The organism is Hafnia alvei (assembly GCF_034424155.1).
Classification (GTDB): Bacteria; Pseudomonadota; Gammaproteobacteria; order Enterobacterales; family Enterobacteriaceae; genus Hafnia; species Hafnia alvei.
Map to the genome: position 1 here is coordinate 1,423,028 of NZ_CP139992.1, position 22,287 is coordinate 1,445,314.

Annotated in this window: 19 protein-coding genes, 8 tRNA genes and 1 other RNA gene; 8 read left to right on the top strand and 20 right to left on the bottom strand. The window is 48.4% G+C overall.

The genetic code is table 11. From position 1 onward, the window contains the following. Positions 1-97: 97 nt before the first annotated feature. The 5 genes from crr to cysZ all read right to left on the bottom strand — a co-directional run bounded on the left by crr (position 98) and on the right by cysZ (position 5,020). Positions 98-607 (bottom strand): PTS glucose transporter subunit IIA, encoded by a 510-nt coding sequence (gene crr, locus U0008_RS06685; RefSeq protein WP_025800768.1) that lies wholly within the window; start codon positions 605-607, stop codon positions 98-100. A 46-nt stretch (positions 608-653) separates the two neighbouring features. Next, on the bottom strand, positions 654-2,381 hold the full coding sequence (gene ptsI, locus U0008_RS06690) for a phosphoenolpyruvate-protein phosphotransferase PtsI (protein WP_025800769.1): 1,728 nt from the start codon (positions 2,379-2,381) through the stop codon (positions 654-656). A 50-nt stretch (positions 2,382-2,431) separates the two neighbouring features. Then, a complete protein-coding gene (gene ptsH / locus U0008_RS06695; protein ID WP_002441228.1) occupies positions 2,432-2,689 on the bottom strand; it encodes a phosphocarrier protein Hpr in 258 nt (85 codons plus the stop codon). Between the two features lie 386 nt (positions 2,690-3,075). Next, positions 3,076-4,044: a cysteine synthase A gene (gene cysK, locus U0008_RS06700; RefSeq protein WP_025800770.1), complete on the bottom strand. Its 969-nt coding sequence runs from the start codon at positions 4,042-4,044 to the stop codon at positions 3,076-3,078. A gap of 190 nt (positions 4,045-4,234) precedes the next feature. Continuing rightward, positions 4,235-5,020 (bottom strand): sulfate transporter CysZ, encoded by a 786-nt coding sequence (gene cysZ, locus U0008_RS06705; protein ID WP_051874095.1) that lies wholly within the window; start codon positions 5,018-5,020, stop codon positions 4,235-4,237. Between the two features lie 231 nt (positions 5,021-5,251). Between cysZ and zipA the strand changes: the two genes are divergently transcribed. From zipA to U0008_RS06720, 3 genes are all read left to right on the top strand, one after another. Beyond that, positions 5,252-6,271: a cell division protein ZipA gene (zipA, locus tag U0008_RS06710; protein ID WP_025800772.1), complete on the top strand. Its 1,020-nt coding sequence runs from the start codon at positions 5,252-5,254 to the stop codon at positions 6,269-6,271. A 78-nt stretch (positions 6,272-6,349) separates the two neighbouring features. Further along, entirely contained in the window at positions 6,350-8,386 is a 2,037-nt protein-coding gene (gene ligA / locus U0008_RS06715) for an NAD-dependent DNA ligase LigA (RefSeq protein ID WP_043491990.1), read from the top strand. 84 nt (positions 8,387-8,470) lie between these two features. After that, positions 8,471-8,692, top strand: a complete 222-nt coding sequence (locus tag U0008_RS06720; RefSeq protein WP_043491992.1) for a DUF3820 family protein — start codon at positions 8,471-8,473, stop codon at positions 8,690-8,692. 256 nt (positions 8,693-8,948) lie between these two features. On the opposite strand, the gene U0008_RS06725 is transcribed toward U0008_RS06720, so the two are convergent. The 5 genes from U0008_RS06725 to U0008_RS06745 are packed head-to-tail and all read right to left on the bottom strand — an operon-like array spanning position 8,949 to position 14,640. Next, positions 8,949-9,353, bottom strand: coding sequence for a hypothetical protein (locus U0008_RS06725; RefSeq protein WP_043491995.1), 405 nt, complete (start codon positions 9,351-9,353; stop codon positions 8,949-8,951). Further along, the gene (pgaC, locus tag U0008_RS06730) at positions 9,310-10,611 is read right to left on the bottom strand and encodes a poly-beta-1,6-N-acetyl-D-glucosamine synthase (RefSeq protein ID WP_043491997.1); all 1,302 of its coding nucleotides are present in this window, start codon (positions 10,609-10,611) and stop codon (positions 9,310-9,312) included. Before pgaC ends, U0008_RS06725 begins: the two co-directional genes overlap by 44 nt. Then, positions 10,608-12,710 (bottom strand): poly-beta-1,6-N-acetyl-D-glucosamine N-deacetylase PgaB, encoded by a 2,103-nt coding sequence (gene pgaB / locus U0008_RS06735; RefSeq protein ID WP_043492000.1) that lies wholly within the window; start codon positions 12,708-12,710, stop codon positions 10,608-10,610. Before pgaB ends, pgaC begins: the two co-directional genes overlap by 4 nt. Next, the gene (locus tag U0008_RS06740; protein ID WP_043492002.1) at positions 12,707-13,837 is read right to left on the bottom strand and encodes a PgaA family protein; all 1,131 of its coding nucleotides are present in this window, start codon (positions 13,835-13,837) and stop codon (positions 12,707-12,709) included. Before U0008_RS06740 ends, pgaB begins: the two co-directional genes overlap by 4 nt. A 23-nt stretch (positions 13,838-13,860) precedes the next feature. Then, complete coding sequence (locus U0008_RS06745) at positions 13,861-14,640, bottom strand: PgaA family protein (RefSeq protein WP_131000432.1); 780 nt, start codon at positions 14,638-14,640, stop codon at positions 13,861-13,863. Positions 14,641-15,106: 466 nt separating this feature from the next. On the opposite strand from U0008_RS06745, the gene U0008_RS06750 reads away from it, so the two are divergent. Together U0008_RS06750 and U0008_RS06755 are read left to right on the top strand one after the other, a co-directional pair. Further along, on the top strand, positions 15,107-15,823 hold the full coding sequence (locus U0008_RS06750; protein ID WP_043492005.1) for a winged helix-turn-helix domain-containing protein: 717 nt from the start codon (positions 15,107-15,109) through the stop codon (positions 15,821-15,823). 265 nt (positions 15,824-16,088) lie between these two features. After that, positions 16,089-16,754 (top strand): hypothetical protein, encoded by a 666-nt coding sequence (locus U0008_RS06755; RefSeq protein WP_043492008.1) that lies wholly within the window; start codon positions 16,089-16,091, stop codon positions 16,752-16,754. Between the two features lie 150 nt (positions 16,755-16,904). Here U0008_RS06755 and U0008_RS06760 read toward each other — a convergent pair. The 7 genes from U0008_RS06760 to U0008_RS06790 all read right to left on the bottom strand — a co-directional run bounded on the left by U0008_RS06760 (position 16,905) and on the right by U0008_RS06790 (position 17,776). Then, positions 16,905-17,028: non-coding RNA, RtT sRNA (locus U0008_RS06760), on the bottom strand. 48 nt (positions 17,029-17,076) lie between these two features. Continuing rightward, positions 17,077-17,152: transfer RNA gene (locus U0008_RS06765), tRNA-Lys, on the bottom strand. A gap of 7 nt (positions 17,153-17,159) precedes the next feature. Continuing rightward, positions 17,160-17,235 (bottom strand) — tRNA-Val (locus U0008_RS06770). 69 nt (positions 17,236-17,304) lie between these two features. Further along, a tRNA-Val gene (locus tag U0008_RS06775) sits at positions 17,305-17,380 on the bottom strand. A 47-nt stretch (positions 17,381-17,427) separates the two neighbouring features. Next, positions 17,428-17,503, bottom strand: a tRNA-Val gene (locus U0008_RS06780). Positions 17,504-17,570: 67 nt separating this feature from the next. Beyond that, a tRNA-Val gene (locus U0008_RS06785) sits at positions 17,571-17,646 on the bottom strand. A 54-nt stretch (positions 17,647-17,700) separates the two neighbouring features. Then, positions 17,701-17,776 (bottom strand) — tRNA-Val (locus U0008_RS06790). A gap of 274 nt (positions 17,777-18,050) precedes the next feature. Between U0008_RS06790 and gltX the strand changes: the two genes are divergently transcribed. After that, the gene (gene gltX, locus U0008_RS06795; RefSeq protein ID WP_043492023.1) at positions 18,051-19,466 is read left to right on the top strand and encodes a glutamate--tRNA ligase; all 1,416 of its coding nucleotides are present in this window, start codon (positions 18,051-18,053) and stop codon (positions 19,464-19,466) included. Positions 19,467-19,607: 141 nt separating this feature from the next. Here the strand turns inward: gltX and U0008_RS06800 are convergent, their stop codons facing one another. Both U0008_RS06800 and U0008_RS06805 read right to left on the bottom strand, forming a co-directional pair. Further along, positions 19,608-19,796, bottom strand: a complete 189-nt coding sequence (locus U0008_RS06800) for a YfeC-like transcriptional regulator (RefSeq protein ID WP_025800782.1) — start codon at positions 19,794-19,796, stop codon at positions 19,608-19,610. Positions 19,797-19,821: 25 nt separating this feature from the next. Then, on the bottom strand, positions 19,822-20,220 hold the full coding sequence (locus U0008_RS06805) for a DNA-binding protein (protein ID WP_046449824.1): 399 nt from the start codon (positions 20,218-20,220) through the stop codon (positions 19,822-19,824). Positions 20,221-20,484: 264 nt separating this feature from the next. On the opposite strand from U0008_RS06805, the gene U0008_RS06810 reads away from it, so the two are divergent. Both U0008_RS06810 and U0008_RS06815 read left to right on the top strand, forming a co-directional pair. Beyond that, positions 20,485-20,560, top strand: a tRNA-Ala gene (locus U0008_RS06810). Positions 20,561-20,645: 85 nt separating this feature from the next. Continuing rightward, a tRNA-Ala gene (locus U0008_RS06815) sits at positions 20,646-20,721 on the top strand. A gap of 236 nt (positions 20,722-20,957) precedes the next feature. Here U0008_RS06815 and U0008_RS06820 read toward each other — a convergent pair. Further along, positions 20,958-22,160: a NupC/NupG family nucleoside CNT transporter gene (locus U0008_RS06820; RefSeq protein WP_025800785.1), complete on the bottom strand. Its 1,203-nt coding sequence runs from the start codon at positions 22,158-22,160 to the stop codon at positions 20,958-20,960. Between the last annotated feature and the right edge of the window lie 127 nt (positions 22,161-22,287).

Below are 22,287 nucleotides of genomic sequence, written 5' to 3' on the forward strand. Positions count from 1 at the left end.
TTGAATAGCTTGTATCGTTTGCGGGCGAAGGTTAAATCTCCGCGCGCAGCCAATAAAAAACGGAGCCTTAGGCTCCGTTTTTTCATGCTAAATCACATTATTTTTTAATGCGAATAACTGGGGTTTCGCCAACAACGACGGTACCAGAAAGCTTAGTCAGCTCTTTGATTTCGTCCATGTTAGAGATAACAACCGGAGTCAGGGTAGACTTGGCTTTTTCTTCCAGCAGCGCCAGATCGAACTCGATCACAACGTCGCCTTTCTTAACACGCTGGCCTTCTTCAGCGATGCGTTTGAAGCCTTCGCCTTTCAGTTCAACGGTGTCGATACCAAAGTGAACAAACAGCTCAATGCCACTGTCTGACTCGATTGAGAATGCATGGTTTGTTTCAAAGATTTTGCCAATGGTTCCATCAACGGGAGCAACCATTTTGTTGCCTGTTGGTTTGATAGCGATGCCATCACCAACGATCTTCTCTGCAAATACAACGTCCGGCACATCTTCAATGTTGACAATTTCACCAGACAACGGAGCAAAAATTTCAATGCTGCTCGTGTCTTTCTTGTCGTCTGAAACCAGAGATTTCAGTTTATCAAACAAACCCATGATCTTCTCCTAAGCAAGTAATGTTGGGCGGCGCCCAGCGCATGAATTAGCAGATAGTTTTTTCTTCAATGAACTTGTTGACCACGTTCATTAAATCTTCTGCTGTTGGCTGGTTCAGAGCTTCATCTGCCAGTGCCTTCACATCTTCAAAATTCGAATTACGAATGATTTTTTTGATGCGAGGGATAGAGATAGAACTCATGCTGAACTCATCCAGCCCCATGCCCAAAAGAAGCAGTGTAGCACGTTCATCACCAGCAAGCTCGCCGCACATACCGGTCCACTTACCTTCCGCGTGAGACGCGTCGATGACCTGTTTGATTAGGGTCAACACTGACGGAGACATAGGGTTGTAGAGATGAGAAATCAGCTCGTTTCCGCGATCTACCGCTAGAGTATACTGGGTTAAGTCATTTGTCCCAATACTAAAGAAGTCAACTTCCTTCGCTAAATGACGTGCGATGGTTGCCGCTGCTGGAGTTTCAACCATAACGCCGACTTCGATGGTTTCGTCGAAGGCTTTACCTTCTTCGCGCAGCTGGGTTTTCAGCATTTCCAACTCAGCTTTCAGCTCACGCACTTCCTCAACGGAAATAACCATTGGGAACATGATGCGCAGTTTGCCGAATGCAGAAGCACGCAGGATAGCGCGCAACTGAGCATGCAGGATCTCTTTACGATCTAAACAGATACGAATTGCACGCCAGCCCAGGAATGGGTTTTCTTCTTTTGGCAGATCCATGTACGGCAGATCTTTGTCGCCGCCGATGTCCATCGTACGCACGATGACGGCCTGAGAACCCATACCTTCAGCTACAGCTTTATAAGCTTGGAACTGTTCTTCTTCTGTTGGGAACGCATCGCGATCCATGAATAGGAATTCAGTACGGTATAAACCAACGCCTTCAGCGCCGTTACGTTCAGCACCGGCGATATCGCGCACGGTACCGATGTTGGCACAGACTTCAACCTGATGTCCGTCCAGCGTGATAGCTGGCAGATCTTTCAGTTTCACCAGTTCGTTCTTTTCAGACACATACTGGTTCTGTACCGCTTTCAATTCTTCAACGATTTCTGCCGTCGGGTTGACGTAGATTTTGTTGTTAACGGCGTCGAGGATCAGGAAATCGCCGTTTTTGACTTGTTTGGTCACGTCAGAGGTGCCCACAATCGCTGGCAGTTCCAGAGAACGCGCCATGATAGAGGTGTGGGAAGTACGGCCGCCCAGATCGGTGATGAAGCCGAGAACCTTGTTCAGATTCAGCTGTGCGGTTTCTGACGGAGTCAGGTCGGTGGCAACCAGAATAACTTCGTCCTGAATTGCGCTTAAATCAACAATGGTCATGCCGAGAATGTTCATCAGCAGACGTTTACCGATGTCACGTACGTCAGCCGCGCGCTCTTTCAGATATTCGTCGTCCAGCTCTTCCAGAGCCTTCGCTTGACCTTCGACAACTTCGTGAGCCGCAGCGTCTGCGGTCATTTTGCTGTCTTTAATGAGGGCTATGATTTCCTGCTCAAGCTCTTCGTCTTCCAACAACATGATGTGGCCTTCGAAGATGGCGGCTTTCTCTTCGCCAAAGGTCTCGCTTGCTTTCACTCTGATGGCTTCAAGCTGTACAGATGCTTTATCACGACCAGATTTAAAACGAGCGATCTCTTGCTCCACTTCTTCAGCAGCGATTTTTTTCCGGTTGATGATAATCTCATCTTCTTTCAGTAAGAGTGCCTTACCAAAAGCAATGCCCGGCGATACTAAGATACCTGAAATCATAACCCTACCTTACTGTTGACTGGTTAAACTAAACGGATTGGACTTGAGGATTACTCAAGTTCTGCCATCAGTTTTACCAAATGTTCAACGGCTTTCTGCTCATCTTCACCTTCAGCGGCGATAGTCACTACGGTGCCTTGGGTCAGACCCAGAGTCTGCAGTTTAAACAGGCTCTTAGCGCTTGCGCTTTTACCGTTAGAGGTCACGGTGATGTCAGAAGTGAAGCCTTTTGCTTCTTTAACGAACTGAGCAGCAGGGCGGGTGTGCAGACCATTCGGAGCGGTAATCGTAACTTCTTGCTGGAACATAGGTTTCCCCAACTATTTTTGAATTAATGTTGTGGGGCTAAAGTTTAGCTTAAATACTGAACTTCAGCCTGTTTTCAGTTAGCGCCTAACTCGTGGAGCAGTAGCAGCCTGAGCGTTGTAGAAAATGTGTTCAAGATAGAAACTATCGTGAATACGTTCGCTAATAACATCCGTATTATGCCGCTATCGTGATGCTCAGGACAAATCAGTAAATCGATTCAGCTGACTTGACGCAACACTCCGCTTTATTTCGCGCTTCAAAATAATTGCTTGGTTAAATACTAGACCCGGGCAGGAAAAGCAAGTTTGGGCAGGTAAAAACTTTGAACTGCGCCACAAAAAAGCACCCATTTGGGTGCTTTTTTAGCATGATTAGAACATCAGCATCACTGTTGCAATTCTTGTTCTGTGAACAGATCTGCGAACAATGCCGTGCTTAAATAGCGTTCACCCGAGGAAGGCAGAATAACCACAATTGTTTTGTCAGTAAAGTCTGGATCGTTAGCAAGTTTTTCCGCTGCAACAACTGCCGCACCCGAAGATATTCCGGCCAAGATGCCTTCTTCTTCCATCAGACGGCGAGCCATCGCAATGGCTTCGTCGTTGCCAACCAGCGCCACGCGGTCAACCAGATTTAAATCGAGGTTTTCAGGAATGAAGCCAGCGCCGATACCTTGAATTTTATGCGGGCCTGGTTTGATTTCTTCTCCGGCCAGCGCCTGAGTGATAACCGGTGAACTTTCAGGTTCAACGGCAACGGTGATGACTTTTTTGCCTTTGGTGTTTTTCAGGTAACGGCTGGTGCCGGTTAGAGTACCGCCGGTACCGACGCCAGAAATCAGCACGTCGACTTGACCATCGGTGTCTTCCCAAATCTCTGGGCCGGTGGTTTTTTCATGAATTTCTGGGTTAGCGGGGTTGCTAAACTGCTGGAGCAGAACGAAACGTTTTGGATCGCTCGCCACAATTTCTTCGGCTTTAGCAATGGCGCCTTTCATGCCTTTGGCACCTTCGGTCAGTACCAGATTCGCGCCTAAGGCCTTGAGGAGTTTACGGCGTTCAAGGCTCATGGTTTCTGGCATGGTGAGCGTCAGCTTGTAACCACGCGCGGCGGCCACAAAGGCCAATGCAATACCGGTGTTACCGCTGGTTGGTTCAACCAGCTCAATGCCCGGTTTTAAAATGCCGCGTTTTTCGGCATCCCAGATCATATTGGCGCCGATGCGGTCTTTGACGCTAAAACTTGGGTTACGAGATTCCACTTTCGCCAAAATACGACCATTGCCGATACGATTCAGACGAACAAGCGGCGAATGACCGATTGTCAGGGAGTTGTCTTCAAAAATCTTGCTCATAGCACGTCCTTTAACTCTATGAAATACAGGGAACATTAATTGAGCATACGCGAATACAACCCGTTGGGAAGTAAAGAAATCATATATGCTTATTTCAATATGCGATTAGGTTTCATGAAGCGGAAGTTTAGCTGAGACAGGAATCGAGCAGAGCAGCCGGAGCTGCTCTTGGAAGGAGTACGGGGGAGGGTTACGGCTGAATGCGAGAATACTCTGCGCGGTAACGATCAACCCACATGGCAGTCGCGCCACAAACGGCAACCGGCATGATCACCAGATTTAAAATCGGGATCATGGTAAACAGGCTGGTCAATGCGCCAAACTGTAGGTTATCGACTTTATTGCGGCGCAGGGCGTCGCGCATGTCTGGGAAACTCACCTTGTGGTTATCAAACGGATAATCACAGTACTGAATAGACATCATCCATGCGCTGAACAGGAACCACAGCACAGGCGCAACGGTTTGTCCCACGCCCGGAATAAAATACAAAATCAGCAAGACGATGGCGCGTGGCAGATAGTAGGCCAGCTTTTTCCATTCACGCGCCATAATTCTCGGCACGTCTTTGACCACGCTCCAAATACCCATATCCGGCAGCGGTTTACCGGTTAATACGCCTTCTAACTGCTCAGCCAGCAGGCCGTTAAACGGCGCGGCTATCCAGTTGGCTATGGTGCTGAATAAATAACTGAAGACCAAAACGATCGAAATAACGGCCAGCGGCCAGAGTAAATAACTGAGCCACTGTAGCCAGTCTGGGACGTGACTCATTAAACTTGGGATCCAAGCGCCTAGCTGATTGAATAGCCACCAGAACGCTAAGCCCATTAAAACGATGTTCACCAACAATGGCATAACCACATAACGTTTAATTCCCGGCAGGCGAACTAAACGCCAACCTTCAGAAAAGTAGTGAACGCCATTGGTTTTTGTTGGGATATTTCTTTCATTTGACCCGATAGGGGTGTTTTTCATAACTGCTCTTTTAACTGTGTTAGTTATAATAAAAAAAATCTCAGCTATCATAACTATGAGTTAAATCGCTTTCCAGTTCAGAATCGACCGAAAAATCAGCAAAAAAGTGCGAAAAGTCATCTTTCTTAAGGTAAATTTCAGTCCAGACTTGCACTTGTACCGACAGCCAAATAGAGTTATGCGTTAAGGGTTTGCCATTATGGCAATAGTATTAAAACAACAGAGATTGCGATGATGCAGGATTTGCGTCTGATATTAATTGTTGTTGGTGCGGTCGCCATTATAGCGTTGTTACTGCACGGCTTGTGGACCAGTCGTAAAGAACGTTCTTCGCTATTTCGCGATCGTCCAGCAAAAAAAACAAAGAAACAGCGTGACGAACAGCCTCTGGCTGATCTAGATGAAGGCGTGGGCGAAGTTCGGGTGCAGCGTTCTAGCAACCCGGTACAGAAACCTGTTGAGCCAGCATTTGGGCAGTTCAGCGCGTCACAGGATGAACGTCCGGATCCATTGGATACGGCTCGTGCACCTTCACGCCCTGCAGCGCAACCAAGCTCTGTCGTTCCAGAACAGCGTGAACATAGCGATCCGTTACTGGGTGATGCCTTGTTCGGTGACGATGATGAAGATGATTACCGTCGTCCGAGTAAGCCGGTTCGCCATTCTCAGCCTGCTGAGCCTGTTATTCAGCCGAAGCAGCAGCCCGCTCATTACGCTGAAGAAGAAAATGAGCCTGAAGCTCCTCACGTAACATCTTCTTATGATGATGAATACGAGGAAGAAGCGCCGCAGGCTGTACCTGACGTTGCGCCTGAGCCTGAGAAAATTACCGAAACGGTGTTAGTGCTGCATGTTGCTGCGCATCACGGCAGCGTGATTGGCGGTGAAGTGCTGCTGCAAAGCGTTTTGCAGTCAGGCTTCCAGTTCGGTGCGATGAATATTTTCCATCGTCATCTGAACCCAGCGGGCAGTGGCCCTGTGCTATTTAGCATGGCGAATATGGTTAAGCCGGGTAACTTCGATCCTGACAATATGTCTGATTTCACCACGCCGGGGATCTCCTTCTTTATGATGGTGCCTTCTTATGGCGATGCGAATCAGAACTTTAAGTTGATGCTGCAATCTGCTCAGCGAATCGCTGATGATGTTGGTGGTGTGGTGCTGGATGATGAGCGCCGTATGATGACGCCACAGAAGCTAGAGATTTACAAAGCGCGTATTCGTGAAGTTTTGGATAACACCGCGAAATAGCGCAACGGCGATAGAATCGAATAAAATGAAACCCCCGTATATCGGGGGTTTTTTATCATTAATCAATCATGGTGGATTATGACCTCAACGACTGGACCCCAACTCCAACAACAACTCGAACACCTTAGAGCCGCGTTGCGCCATCATGAGTATCAGTATCACGTACTTGATGCCCCTGAAGTTCCAGACGCCGAATACGATCGCCTGATGCGCGAGCTGCGCGCGCTCGAAGAGCAACACCCCGAACTTATCACGCCAGATTCACCGACCCAGCGCGTGGGAGCGGCTCCGCTCTCGGCGTTTAGTCAGGTTCGCCATGAAGTGCCGATGCTCTCTCTGGATAACGTCTTTGATGATGAAAGCTATTTAGCCTTCGACAAGCGCGTTCATGATCGTTTGAAAACCGCAGAGCCATTAACTTTTTGCTGTGAGCTTAAACTGGATGGTTTGGCCGTTAGCCTTCTGTATGAAGATGGCGTATTGGTTCGCGGCGCGACTCGCGGCGATGGTACGACCGGTGAAGATATTACGGCCAACGTAAAAACGATCCGCGCGATCCCTCTACGTTTGCAGGGCAATAATATTCCACGTCGCGTTGAAGTGCGCGGCGAAGTGTTCATGCCGCTCGCTGGTTTTGAAGCTATGAACGAAGAAGCGCGCCGTAAAGATGGCAAAGTTTTTGCCAACCCGCGTAACGCCGCTGCGGGGTCGCTGCGTCAGCTCGATCCACGCATCACCGCGAAACGTCCGCTGACGTTCTTCTGCTATGGCGTTGGGCTGATGGACGGCGGTGAGCTGCCAGCGAGTCATTATGGTCGCTTACAGCAGTTTAAAGCGTGGGGCTTGCCGGTCAGCGATCGTGTGAAATTGTGTACCGGTAGTGAAGAGGTGTTGAAATTTTACCGTCAGGTTGAGCAGGATCGACCAACGCTCGGTTTTGATATCGATGGCGTGGTGATTAAAGTTGATAGTATCGCGATCCAAGAACAGCTTGGTTTTGTGGCGCGTGCACCTCGTTGGGCCACGGCGTTTAAATTCCCCGCGCAAGAGCAGATGACCACGGTAAACGGCGTTGAGTTTCAGGTTGGGCGCACTGGGGCAATTACGCCTGTGGCGCGCTTAGAACCGGTGTTGGTTGCCGGTGTTATCGTGAGCAATGCAACGTTGCATAACGCCGATGAAATCGACCGTCTGGGTCTGCGCATCGGCGATACCGTGATTGTGCGCCGCGCCGGTGATGTTATTCCGCAGGTGGTGGGCGTGGTGGAGGCTGAACGCCCTGAGAATGCGCAGGAGATTGTGTTCCCGCTGCATTGTCCGGTCTGTGGTTCTGACGTTGAGCGCGTGGAAGGTGAAGCAGTGGCGCGCTGCACCGGTGGATTAATCTGCGGTGCACAGCGTAAAGAGTCGCTTAAGCACTTTGTTTCCCGCCGTGCGATGGACGTTGACGGCATGGGCGATAAGATTATCGAACAACTGGTCGAAAAAGAGTATGTGAAAACGCCAGCCGATCTTTATCGCCTGAGCGCCGGTATCTTAACCGGACTTGATCGCATGGGGCCAAAATCTGCGACGAACTTGGTCAATGCGTTAAACAAATCTAAAGAGACTACGCTGGCTCGATTCCTGTATGCACTCGGCATTCGTGAAGTGGGCGAAGCAACCGCGGCGAATCTGGCAGCGCATTTTGGCTCATTGGATGCTTTGCGCGAGGCCGACGTTGAGGCGTTGAAAGCGGTGCAGGACGTGGGTGAAGTGGTGGCGAAACATGTGCGTCATTTCCTGAGCGAAGAGCATAACCAGAAAGTGATCGAGGAACTCATCAGCCCAGAGATTGGCATCAACTGGCCTGCGCCGCAGGTGGTGGTGGCTGAAGAGATCGACAGTCCGTTTGCCGGTAAAACCGTCGTTCTGACCGGATCGCTGAGCTTGATGCCGCGTGATGAAGCGAAAGATCGCCTTGCGGCGTTGGGCGCTAAAGTCAGCGGCAGCGTTTCTAAGAAAACCGATATGGTTATCGCGGGCGAAGCCGCAGGCTCTAAACTGGCTAAGGCGCAGGAGTTGGGTATTCCTGTGATTGATGAAGCCGAGATGATCCGGCTGCTAGGCCTGTAAGCGTATTCGCTGCGATAGCGTTCAATGACAACAGCGCGATCGGCTCCTCTCAATCGAGGTGAGCTAGTGACGGACAGAAATGTAATGGAAAAAGAAAACCTGATTGAAATTGCCAATATGGTGATGCCGTTTGGCAAGTACAAAGGTCGCGTGTTGATTGATTTACCGGAAGAGTATCTTTTGTGGTTCGCCCGCAAGGATGAGTTCCCGCAGGGAAAACTGGGTGAGCTGATGCAGATCACCCTCGCCATCAAAATTGAAGGTCTTGAAGGCTTAGTTAAGCCGCTCAAGTGTCAACGTAGTTAAATGCAGCGGCGATAAGGGCAGTAAAATACTGTAATACGCTTGTTTAAGATATCGAGATACACGGGTCTACCACACCGCGGGGCGGTTATGGAACACATCCGTGTGTTCCACCCTAAGGGTCAACGCTGAAGCGTTGTTCAACTTTGCTCCAGGCAAAGTAGTCGGCGGCTTACGCCGCTACGACCCCATCGGTGTGCTCCCCCTAAAATCGAGCTTAAGTAAATTGTATTAAGTAAGATACTGCCCTTATGTTTATTTACTGCGGCTGAATATGCGTGATGTTGCCCGCTTCATCATGGATCACTTTGACAATTCGGTGCGCCTGCTCGGGATGGGTTTCCGCCATGCGTTGATGCAGTTCATGTTTACGCATTAGCATCAATACCCGCCATAGATAACGTAGTGCAAACCATAGCGCCAGAATGATCCCCATCGATATTATTATCAGGCTGTAATCACCCAGCCGGTTTAGATTGCTTAGCAAATCATGGCTGTTGAGCATGTAGCGATAAAGGAAAAAGACAATCGCGAGCCATACCCCGATAATCAATAACGGTTGCCCGAAGCCAAACCAAATGTAGAGCAGCATGCGCTGGCGCTTATTCACCGTGGAGGCCTTAAGGAAGCTTTTTGCTGATATTTCGATGATCGGATTTTCCATGTTGAATACCCCTGTCAGGACTAACCCATACCGCTCGTGCGCCTTGTCGGCGAAGCAATACGGACGGAACGGCAACCAAACTGGTTACCACGTTGATTAACCAAAACATCAATGGATACCAAATCGTCCAGAGATAGCATTTCATAATCCCTCGGTCATAGCGTCGGTCGATAAGACAGCTGACTAAGAGCTGCAATAGACAGGTCACGCCGAGCACCATGCCATTCCAGACCGGAACGACCGAGATTTGCCACTTGGTGGGCAGCGTGAAAAAGAGATCGGCAAACATCAATACGAAGGCAAAGGCCATGCAGTAGGCCCAAAAAATACTCACCACGTATTCACAAAACAGAGGCAGCATCATGCGGTTGCGCGGAGTGAACATCGCAGGAAAATATTTGAATACGGTTTGCACCCCGCCTTTAGACCAGCGCAGCCGTTGGCGATAAAGTCCAACCAATGTTTCCGGTGTTAATATCCACGTGAGTGCGCGTGGTTCGTAGCGTATTTCCCAGCCGTGAGTCTGTAATTTCCAACTGATATCAATATCTTCGGTTAGCATATCGACGCTCCAATAACCCACTTCTTCGAGCGCGCTTTTACGAAATAGGGCGATAACGCCGGATACGGTAAATAGTCGGCCAAAGACCTGCTGGCAGCGTTTAATGAGCCCCACCGTGGAGGAGAATTCTCCCACCTGCATGCGTCCAAGTAATGAAGTGCGATTGCGGATGCGTGGATTTCCAGTTACCGCGGCGATCTGCGGATTATCAATAAAGTGGCTAACCAAAAAATGCAGTGCGTTAGGATCGAGAAGTGCGTCACCGTCCATGCAAAGAATAAAATCGCCGGTGGCTAACTGTGCAGCGGTATTTAATCCCACGGCTTTGCCTTGGTTTTTATCCTGATGAATGGCCATCAGGCTGGGATATTGCTCAACCAGTTCATTAAGAATTTCGCCAGTTCGATCGTGACTGCCATCGTTAACGGCGAGCACTTCATAGTTGGGGTAATTCAGATTTTGCAAATGAGCGATCACTTCGCGCACGTTAGGCTCTTCGTTATAGCAGGGCACGATAATGGAAATGCGCGGCGTTTCTGCCTGCGTGAAATCAGGATGGGTGAAATCATCGTGGCGCTCGTAGGCGACAAAATAGATAAGCCCTCCGAGCATCCATAGCCAAGCCATAAAGAACGGATAGTAGAAGACAAAACCAAACAGCAGCGTCGGAATATCGGTGCTCAAAATGTGGTTCATTGTTGATTGCTCCACTGCTTAGGCTTTTCGCGCACCATGCGGCTATCGCATTTAGGTAACGGTTTCCGCTCGATAACGTTGCTTTGCGCCGACATGAGCGGGCGGATCACTTCGGTATCCGGCTGGTTGGTGATGAAGTCGTCTGGGTAATAGCCCAAATGGCGGGCACCGAGCGCGCGCAGCAACGTCAGTTGGTGTAGCAAAACGTCGTTGCCGACGGGGCGCTTTTTCGCCCAATCGTAGCTTTGGAGTTCAAAGACGGTTTTTTGAATGCCTAATGGCTGCGCGGCCACCTTTTCATACAGCTCGGTGAGCCAACGATCGGGCATGGTGGCCGATTCCATAAAGGGCATCGCCATCAGCGCGGTGTAATCATAGTTTGCCAAGAATTTAGGCAGGCTTTGCGCGTACCACTGCTCGGCCTGTGGATCCATAACGGGCTGGGCGTAAAGATTACGGGCAGTCATTTGCGTCGCGGAGGCAAACTGATTTTTCTGCACTTCAGCGGCCAATTGATGGGTGAAGTTAATCAGAAAATTGATTTTTTTATCTGTCCACCTGCGTAATAACGCAGGTTTTGCACGAATTTTATCCACATCACCCGGCAATCCCCATGCTTGGTATTGGGCTAAGGCGGCGGGGCGAGTGTCTTCGTCGTCGCTCAGCGCGGCATCATCATGAAATAGAACGCCCTGAAACGGCGTGTAGCGTGAGAGATCGTGATAAAGCTGAGTGATGGCCGTCCGAACATCGGGTTCAAAAGGGCTGAGGCGAGGGTAGGGGAACGTGCTGGGCTGTGTGCCGCTGTGGGTTGAGGTGATCCACTTATTCGCCGCCGGATTATCCTTGGGCAGAGCGATGCTGAGCACCGGCATCCATGCGAATACGTTCACGCCGGTGCGGGTTTGTAATTGCCATGAGACACGGCTGAAAAGGTCAGCACGCATCGGTAATACGCTGTTGGGAAAATAGACTTCTTTGACTAGGCCGCTGCCGTCGGGATCGGCAAAGGCCTGTAAGTAAATGGTGGTTGGGGAAAGATCTTTGATGCGATCTAACAGGCAAGATAAATTCTTGTCCTGCTGCTGAGGATCGGCGTCATAAACGTAATCTAAATCGACTTGAACCACGCGTTCAACAGGATAGATATCGCCGTTGTAGTTGGCTGGCGCTCTGAGTTCCTGCTTGAGCACGCTGGTCGTGGTGTCGTAGCCGATCAGGATACGGGTGATTTTTGAAAGCGGTTGCGAGGGCGGATTTGAACCTGAATCCAGCGTCAGCATGATAGGCATACCAAGCTGACGGGCAATTTCTTGCACGGGTTGATGGTATGCGCCATAAGGCCACACCATAATTCGCGGGGCGTGACCCGTATATTGCTGAATGAGCCGCGAACTGTGAGCCAAATCCTCTTTAACTCTGGTTTGATATTCGGCCTCGGTTTCATAGCGCTTTTTATCTGCCAAATACTGTAATGCGGTGGCCGCAGGAAACTCGCTGCCCTGTGGGTTTGCTAATATTCCACGATGTAAATTGTGGGTATGAGACGCAAATTCGACTAAACCAGAACGCTGCATTTCGGCAACGTCATTCCAATTCAGGAAATAATCACCAGGCAACTCTACCGTGGCGCTAATTTTTATTTTTTCATTAGCCGGGTGATTGACCCAATCGGTGATCAGCGCTTGCACTGCGGGATAGCCGTAGGCTTTAAGTAGCGGGAAGACACGGGTATAAAAACTGCGATATCCATCGTCGAAGCTTAACAGCACCGAACGCGGTGGCAGCTTTTTGCCGCCTTGGCGTGCAGCAATAATTTGATCGACAGATACCATGTGATAATCATTTTCCTTCAGCCAAGCAAACAGCGACGCCAGCGTTTTCGTATCAATGGCGGTGGCATCAGGATAAGTGGCAAAGCTAGCACGCAGATCGTCGCGCACATCGTGGAAAGCCAATACGCGGAAAGTAAGGCCATCGTCGGGATCGGCAGGAGGCTGGATATCAATAGGCGGTAACGACTGCTCGGCAGCGAATGCTCCTTGAAGCAACAGTAGGCTTAAAGCAAAAATTAAGATTGAACGAAAAAGAGACGTCATAGCGTGCTTCCTAGAGGCAAAGTCAGTGACAGATAAAAAAGAGTCCGGTTTTCGCGTGATTCGTCGTAGCGATGGCTATTCAGTCCAATACCGTAAATAAATTCCGAGTGGGAACTCAGCGCCCATTGGTGCTCGAATCTCAGCTCAGCAAACAGGCTTGAGCCAAAATGGCGCTGTTGGTATTCGCCTGCGGTGAGATAGGTTCGCTGGGTGAAGTGACGCCGCGCTGATTGCCATGGTGTCCACTGATGCAGCAGGGTGACACCTGCCGAATAGTCGCGTTCAGGGCTGAAATACTCCGCATCGGGCAAGCTATTGCTGCTGGTGGAAAGCGCTAGCGTGCCATCAAGCTGTTGGCGTGGATGTGTCCATAGCAGTTTTGTGGTCGAGGCTTGCCATATCTGGCTAAGGTTTCCATCGCTCAGCCGTTGGTTTTGATAGGCCAGTTCTGCGGAGGCGGTGCTATCGGTTTGATAGCGCAGCGCGGCACTCGTCTGCTTTGCGCTGATGCCGCTGTCATAGGCTTTCCAAGCAAGCTCGTTGCTGCTGTTATCGTAGCCTAGGTCGAACTGCCAATGGTCGGATGGAAGATAGCTAACCTGCGCTGCTAGGCCAGTTTTCGCCGCGTTGCCATTGCTGCGGTTGATTTCCATCGAGCCGAGCCACTCAGTGGCACGAAAATCGACGCCCGCGCCGTTACGTATCCGTTTTGCTGTACCTTCTTCAGTTTTCCCTTGACCAGTAAATTGGTGCGCAAACAGCCGCCAATTCTGGTTAATCGGTGACGAATAAAGTTGGCTATCGATTTGCCAATCATAATCACTGAGCGTGCCGTTACCGCGACCGCCGCTGGCATCGGTGGTGAAATAAGGCAGCTGCTCATAGCGATAATTATCCACGAATTGCGTAATAGAGTTGTCGTCTTCAAACCCTTGAGAGACTTGCTGATAGATCTCTTGGCTAAGGGCAAAATCTCGTTTGGCAAGCGACGCTTGGGCAAGGCCTGCGCGAGCCTCAAGGCTGTCGGGTGCTTGATTTAAGGCGATTCGGTAGGTCTGTGCAGAACGCGTCGGTAAATCGCGCAGCAAATAGGCCTGAGCCTGAGTGGTTAGCAGGTCATCATTCATAGGAGCCGTATGGACCAAAGTGTCTATCTGTCGCTGGCCCAGTGTGACATTTCCACTATACAGCGTGTACTGCGCGCGCATTTTTTTACCGTGGCGTAATCCTGATTCACCAGTCCTGGTGCGGCACTGAGCCTGACCCACTGTGGTGTATCGAGTTCTAATTTTGCCAGTAAAGCCTCGGCTTGCTCATAGCGCCCGCAGTCTAAAAGGGCATAGAACAGCATTTCCTGCGTGGGGATCGGTTCAATTTCCCCAGGTGCTGCGTGTGCCAACGCATATTCATAGCTGGCTACGGCGTTTTCTGGCTGCTCTAGCTGCATAAATGCGTCGCCACGTGCTGCGCTCACATAGGCAGGAAGGGGGGCGAGTTGTTCTAGCTGATGGGCGCGAATGATCGCGTTTTTCGCGTCACCTTTTGCGCTAAGTGTGACTATTTGATCGCCGAGAACCTGTTGCTGCACGCGATTGGCGCTGTTTGGCTGCCCAAGCGTGGCCAACAATCGTTGTTCTTCGACTAATGCCTTGTTTAATGGAGCAAGACGCAGGGAGCCGTTATCGTTTCGGCTTTCGTCTATGCCCCAGCGTAGTAAAAGGTTGAGCCGGTGTTGAGCAATCGTGGCTGCTTGTAATGTATTTTCATGGGATTGGACCATGGAGATCTTTTCCCAAGCGAGAGTCGGTGCGCCTAATGACATCAATGTGTCTGCCGATATTTCTTCCGTGTCGGCCGTACACAGAGAAGGCGTTAATATGAGATAGGCTGCAAACATCGTGTATTCCCAACGAGGTCTTAAATAAATCACAAACGACACCTTTTCGGTTGTTACTGGATAACGGTGCGATGGAGGCAGAAATAAAGTAAGCACTTCATCATTAAGCTATTTATAGATAAATAAAATCTTAGGTAAGCGAATTGGGTAAGTAACGAAAATGCTCATTTAGGAATATTCTCTAAACTTTGTCTGTAGCTAATTGTTCTATAACGAGGGAATGGATGTAATGATTCCATGCAATGAATTAATAGTAGAGTGAAAAAAAGTATAATCATGTGATGTTAATGTTTAGCGACCATTTGCTCTCTTGTTATAAAACGTTATCTGCGTAAAATAATAATGGAAATTTGAATGCTTTAATGAGAATGGTCAGTGATGTGGTTTTATTTTTATATGATGAGTTCAATAAAATAATCACAAAATTTCCTTCATCAGAAATAGGAATTATCTTGCATGTATAGATATTGAAAATGCGAGGGGTTTTCGGGAGCTTTATATGGCACAAGGGAAAATAACCATCAGTACGATAACACACAAAATTGTTACCGTTGATGGCGAGGAACACACGCTACGTAGCAAAGAATATCAGATGCTATGCCTGCTTTTAGAGCGCGCGCCGTTATGTGTGACGCGGCGTGAAATCATTTCACATGTGTGGAGTGGGACGTACAGCGCAGATGCAACGATCAACCAAACAATGAAATCCATACGGCGCAAACTAGGAGATAAAGATTTCACACTAATACAAACTATACCTAGGATGGGGTATCAAATAGAGCATCCCGAGCTCTTTTCCTTAGAACCGGCGGTTAATCATGAGCCGATAATTCAGGATAGTAGCGGTGAAGATAAGCAATTAAACACACAATCTCACTATGAGGGTAAAAGGCAAAACGTACAAAATATTCTGCCAGTTATTAATGAGAATCAAAGGATAAAACGCTGGGGGATGATGGTGGCTATTGGCATAGTCTGTTTTATTTGTGGGGTGGTTTGGCATGGCGTTGCCCCTTCATTTCCTTTACTGACAAAAATCAAAGGGCGTGATGAAATGTCTAATTCATTAATCTCCACCGTGGCTTCTGGCAAAGATAGTACGCTGCTCTATGATAATTATAGATTTGTTTGTAAGTATTCATGGCATGATGAATCGCAATTTGCTTTAGTTTGTACCAAGGTTGAATTACCAGAATCTAATCCCTCTTCAAGGTAGCTGTTATTATGTAAGTGATGTTATTTGTTTATTTCTTTGCAATAAGATTCATCCCAATATATGTGAAATTACACTTTCAAAGTGGATGAAAAATTATATTTTTATTTTCCTGAGTGAAATTAAATTTAATGATAGAGAATATGATTAAAGTTATGTCCACATTTTGCCGTATATGTATATAAAGCAGTGCGATGGTTGTTGTAAAATCGTCTCGGGAGACTTCTTTGAGGTCTAAACAAACTCTAGAAAAGCTCAAGCAGGCATAATGAACATACCTCCGGTGAATGCACGGTCTGACGCCTTACCTACTCTGCGAGGAGAAAAACTCACCGCGGAGATGCTGTCGGTTAAAATCGATCAGCTTCTTAATTTGCTTGAGCGTAAAGACATATCGCCTCAGCAGCGTGAGACACTGATTCGAACATTAACCGCGCTACAGCAGGAACGAACACTGCTCAGCCAGCTGGCTTCTGGCGCAAAAAATACGCCGCCAGCAACTCAGGTGCAAAATGCGCGTCCGGATGTGGCAACGGCTGCGCGGGCAACGACGGCCATGCAAAGCAATCAACCGGTTGTGATTGGTGATACGGCCAAAGCATTAATGAGTAAAAGTGAAATCCAGCATGCGATACAGGTCAATCAAGTCTTGGATAAAGCTTTAGGGAATTTGGCTCCAGCGTCTCAAACATCCGATGTGGTACGTTCTCCGCTGGAGAACTATTTGGCCGTGGCCGCGCAAAATCCGGTTGTGAATGTGAAGCCTGACGAGTCTGATAACAAAATAACCTCGGTCATCGATCCTAAGCCACTGTTTGGCATTATCCCGCAAGATTGGTTGCCTACGGGAATGCGCACGCCTGCACGCTCCTCAGGCTGGATTATGTTTGTGGGGATTTTAGTTTTGTTGGGCGTGATGGTATGGATCTGGTGATATGAAGTTATGAAATGGAGAATTTAGGAAGGAGAGGGGATAAGTATCTTCGTTCGACTCGAACCTGCGGCAGGTTCTCACCCCACACGAATTTTATGCGGAGTACAAAAACAAAAAAACGCCTCTCGGCGCTTAATGTTTTATCTGAAATGGTGGGTCGTGCGGGATTACTCGGCTTTGCCTCGCCCTTCGGGCCGTTGCTTGCGCAACGTTGTCTCACTTCGTTCGACTCGAACCTGCGGCAGGTTCTCATCCCACACGAATTTTATGCGGAGTACAAAAACAAAAAAACGCCTCTCGGCGCTTATTGTTTTATCTGAAATGGTGGGTCGTGCGGGATTCGAACCTGCGACCAATTGATTAAAAGTCAACTGCTCTACCAACTGAGCTAACGACCCGCAGAAGTGGTGGGTGATGACGGGATCGAACCGCCGACCCCCTCCTTGTAAGGGAGGTGCTCTCCCAGCTGAGCTAATCACCCACTTCTGAACTACTATTTTCTGCGCTACTTCAGATACTCATTGTTAATTCGGTACCAGCTGGTTAGAAGTGGTGGGTGATGACGGGATCGAACCGCCGACCCCCTCCTTGTAAGGGAGGTGCTCTCCCAGCTGAGCTAATCACCCACTTCTAAATACCGAATTTCACGACAGCCCAATTGACTCTTAAAGAGTGGTGGGTGATGACGGGATCGAACCGCCGACCCCCTCCTTGTAAGGGAGGTGCTCTCCCAGCTGAGCTAATCACCCAATCGGAAATCTGTCGTTTTACTGCAGTACATCAATCACTTCAGGTTCACTGGTCACTCTAAATGAGTGGTGGGTGATGACGGGATCGAACCGCCGACCCCCTCCTTGTAAGGGAGGTGCTCTCCCAGCTGAGCTAATCACCCAGTCTGAAACCTGTCGTTACTCATGTACTTCACACTGCGGGAACACTCTAAGAGTGGTGGGTGATGACGGGATCGAACCGCCGACCCCCTCCTTGTAAGGGAGGTGCTCTCCCAGCTGAGCTAATCACCCCCGCTGTGTGGAGTCGCATTATAGGGAGCGCCCGAAAATGGTCAACGCTTTTTTCAAGAAAAAATGCTGTTCGTTGGAAAAATAGTCAAGATGTCTTATACATAGACAGCAATGAGAACTTTTTAAGCACATTTTGCAATAAGCTCTCTAACTATAGACGTAACGGCGTTGAGGAATCGGGGCGTAATGGTAGAATGCTGCCTACTTATTAGTAATAGAAAGCAGGCCACATTCCTCTAATGTGGGTCATTGCGTAATAAAGGCCACGTTTCACATGAAAATCAAAACTCGTTTTGCACCTAGCCCAACGGGCTACCTGCACGTAGGTGGTGCGCGTACCGCACTTTATTCTTGGTTGTTCGCCCGCCACGCCGGCGGTGAATTTGTTCTTCGTATTGAAGATACCGATCTTGAGCGTTCAACTCAGGAAGCCATCGACGCCATCATGGATGGTATGAACTGGCTGAATCTCGATTGGGATGAGGGTCCGTACTACCAGACCAAACGTTTTGATCGTTATAACCATGTGATCGATCAGATGTTAGAGCAGGGCACCGCCTATAAATGCTACTGCTCTAAAGAACGTCTGGAAGAGCTGCGTGAAACGCAAATGGCTAACGGTGAGAAGCCTCGTTACGATGGCCGTTGCCGTCATAGCCATGAACATCACGCTGAGGACGAGCCGCACGTCGTGCGTTTCCTTAACCCTCAGGAAGGCTCCGTTATCTTTGATGATAAAATTCGTGGCCCAATTGAATTCAGTAACCAAGAACTGGACGATCTGATTATCCGTCGTACCGATGGTTCTCCGACCTATAACTTCTGCGTTGTGATCGATGACTGGGATATGGAAATCACTCACGTTATCCGTGGTGAAGATCACATCAATAACACGCCGCGTCAGATCAACATTCTGAAAGCGTTAGGTGCTCCGGTTCCTGAATACGCACACGTGTCGATGATTCTAGGCGATGACGGTAAAAAATTGTCTAAGCGTCATGGTGCGGTTGGTGTAATGCAGTATCGCGATGACGGCTATCTGCCAGAAGCGTTGCTGAACTATTTAGTGCGCTTGGGCTGGTCTCACGGCGACCAAGAAATCTTCAGCATCGATGAAATGAAAGAGTTCTTCACGCTTGATGACATCAGCAAGTCAGCAAGTGCGTTCAACACTGAAAAACTACAGTGGCTGAATCATCACTACATCAACACGATGGCGCCAGAATATGTGGCTATTCATCTGGCATGGCATATCCATGAAGCGGGTTATGAAACGCGCAATGGTCCACAGCTGGTTGAAATTGTTAAGTTGCTGGCTGAGCGCTGCAAAACTCTGAAAGAAATGGCCGCTCAGGCGCGTTATTTCTACGAAGATTTTGCTGAGTTTGATGCTGATGCGGCGAAAAAACACCTGCGTCCTGTCGCGCGTCAGCCGTTAGAACTGGTACGTTCTAAGCTGGCGGCAATTACTGACTGGACCGCTGAAAATATCCACCATGCTATCCAAGGCACTGCGGATGAGTTGGAAGTAGGCATGGGCAAAGTTGGTATGCCACTGCGTGTGGCTGTTACCGGTGCAGGCCAGTCACCTGGCGTGGATGTGACCGTACATGCGATTGGTCAGCAGCGTTCACTGAAGCGTATTGACATGGCTCTGGCATTTATTGCCGAGCGTGAAGCGCAGCAATAAGTCTATTAGATTATGCTTATACAAGAAAAACCGGCTTTTGCCGGTTTTTCTTTATCTAGAACAAGCTCTTTGTCATTCACATCTTTTTCTATACCTCGAACTATAAGAGCAATTTCGATTTCTAAATCGCTTTTCTATATTTTAGCTGTCGTTGGCATGTAAGCATTGCAGCAGGGTATTTATCCCCTCGCGCATAGTAAAATCGGTGAGGAATATCTGTTCGTCTTGGCTCATCTGATGAAAGATATTTATCCAAGCTTTATCTGGTGAGGAGGTAATTGCGGTACTCTTAAGCACTTCTTTGGCGGTAAACCAGTCCTTTTTTTTCATTATGATATCCTATCTTTCGAGAGCGTTATGAGACTGAATTTATGGTGTTATTTTGATCGTAAAGACTGGTCTGTGACTGCTGAGGCTCTAAGCAGCCCAAGAGTGCGTTAATGCCTCGGCGCATGATAAAACGCGTTAGCTGCTCGCGCTCGTCTTCCGTCAACTGATAATAGATTGCACTCCATGCTTTTTCTGCTTTAGGAAGATCAGTCAAATAAAACGATGACTCTTCGTTTGCTAGCAGCGCAGACACAACTTCATCAGGAAAACTGCTGATATGGTATTCGAGTGCTTTACCTTGCACGCCACTACGCTTCTGTTTGCGCCATCCTTCCGATTTTGCTCTTTGGTTTATGGCTTGTGGCGTAGTGGGAAAACCAGCGATTCCAACCAACTCTTTTGCTGCATACCATTCCTTGTTCATATTTCTTCCTTTGCTTACTAAAAAACACTGTCGTATGTATTACCCAAAATAGTTACATATCTAGCTAATAGAATACAGTGAGTGAAGCTATAAAATAGCTTTAGCATTCCTAAAGATTGGATTGTTTTCAGCTTCAATTTGTCGATAAATTTCGCTGAGTTGGCGGCTTTTTCAGCGTTTAGATTAAGAAAAACATTTAGCCGTTGACAGTATTTGTGAGGTTTCATATCATGCGCCCCGTTAACGCGATTTAGCGTCAGCGTTGGGGCTATAGCTCAGCTGGGAGAGCGCTTGCATGGCATGCAAGAGGTCAGCGGTTCGATCCCGCTTAGCTCCACCAACCTTTTCTCAGACTGGTTGGTCGTTTTATAAGCTTTAGAAATAAGCTTGAAAGAAGTACAACCACTTCTCGTAGTTTACGTTGTGGGGCTATAGCTCAGCTGGGAGAGCGCTTGCATGGCATGCAAGAGGTCAGCGGTTCGATCCCGCTTAGCTCCACCAAAATTTGAAAAGCCGACAGAAATGTCGGCTTTTTGCTTTTCAGCATTTCGTACTGAAATTCTTTTCTCTTTCCGTTCGCTAGTTTCAACTCTTTCACTATCGATTCAATAAACGCCCTACATAATAGCCCTGTAAGCACCGCTACGGACTTTTCTGTAAAAAGAGATGTCATTGGGTAACGGGGAATAAAAAAGGCGCCTAAGCGCCTTTTAGCCAATCAGAATTAACCTAACGTATTACAGGAACAGACCTGCAATTGACGCAGACAAAATACTGACCAGTGTAGAACCGTAAACTAGTTTCAGACCGAAGCGAGCAACCACGTTTCCTTGGTGTTCGTTCAGGCCTTTGATGGCGCCTGCGACGATACCGATAGAAGAGAAGTTAGCGAAGGAAACCAAGAACACAGACAGAATGCCCAGTGAACGAGGAGACAGTTCGGTTGCAATCTTCTGCAGGTCAATCATGGCAACGAATTCGTTAGAAACCAGCTTGGTTGCCATGATGCTACCAACGTTCAGCGCTTCGTGGCTTGGTACGCCCATTACCCATGCAAATGGATAGAAGACATAGCCCAGCAGTCTCTGGAAAGTCATGCCGTCAACGTGGAACAGCGCGAAGACCCATTCGGTCAGGCCGTTCAACGCAGCAATCAGCGCGATGAAACCAATCAGCATAGCGGAAACGATAATCGCAACTTTGAAACCAGCCAGAATATATTCACCTAGCATTTCAAAGAAGCTCTGACCTTCGTGGGTGTTTTTCAGCTGGATGTCAGCCTCACCTTCCACAGAATAAGGGTTAATCAGGGACAGTACGATAAAGGTACTGAACATGTTTAACACCAATGCGGCTACCACAAACTTGGCATCCAGCATGGTCATGTATGCACCAACGATGGACATAGAAACGGTAGACATCGCCGTTGCTGCCATGGTGTACATACGTTTTTCAGACATTTTGCCCAGAACATCTTTGTACGCAATGAAGTTCTCAGACTGACCCAGAATCAGCGAGCTCACGGCATTGAAAGATTCCAGCTTACCCATGCCGTTGATTTTAGACAGCACGGTACCAATTGCGCGGATGATAACCGGCAATACGCGAATGTGCTGAAGAATACCAATCAGAGCAGAGATAAAGACGATTGGGCACAGTACGTTCAGGAAGAAGAAGGCCAGACCTTTGTCACTCATGTTACCGAAGACGAAGTTGGTACCTTCTGCCGCATATTTGAGCAGCGTTTCGAAGAACCCAGAGAAACCCTTCACGAAGCCCAAACCAATGTTGGAGTTCAGGAAGAAGTAAGCCAGCAGGATTTCAACGACTAACAACTGAACAATGAAGCGCACGCGAATGCTTTTGCGATCGCGGCTAACGAGCAGGGCAAGTACCGCTACCACCGCAAGGGCTAAAACAAAATGCAAAATAGGGGACATACAGTGCTCCAAATTATGAGGCAGGCTAAATTTCGCAGCACATTCTATGTAACGGCACAGGTAAAAACGAGACTTAGGTTGCAAATATTGAAATTGTTATAACGTAAATCAAGAAAAAAGTTAGAAA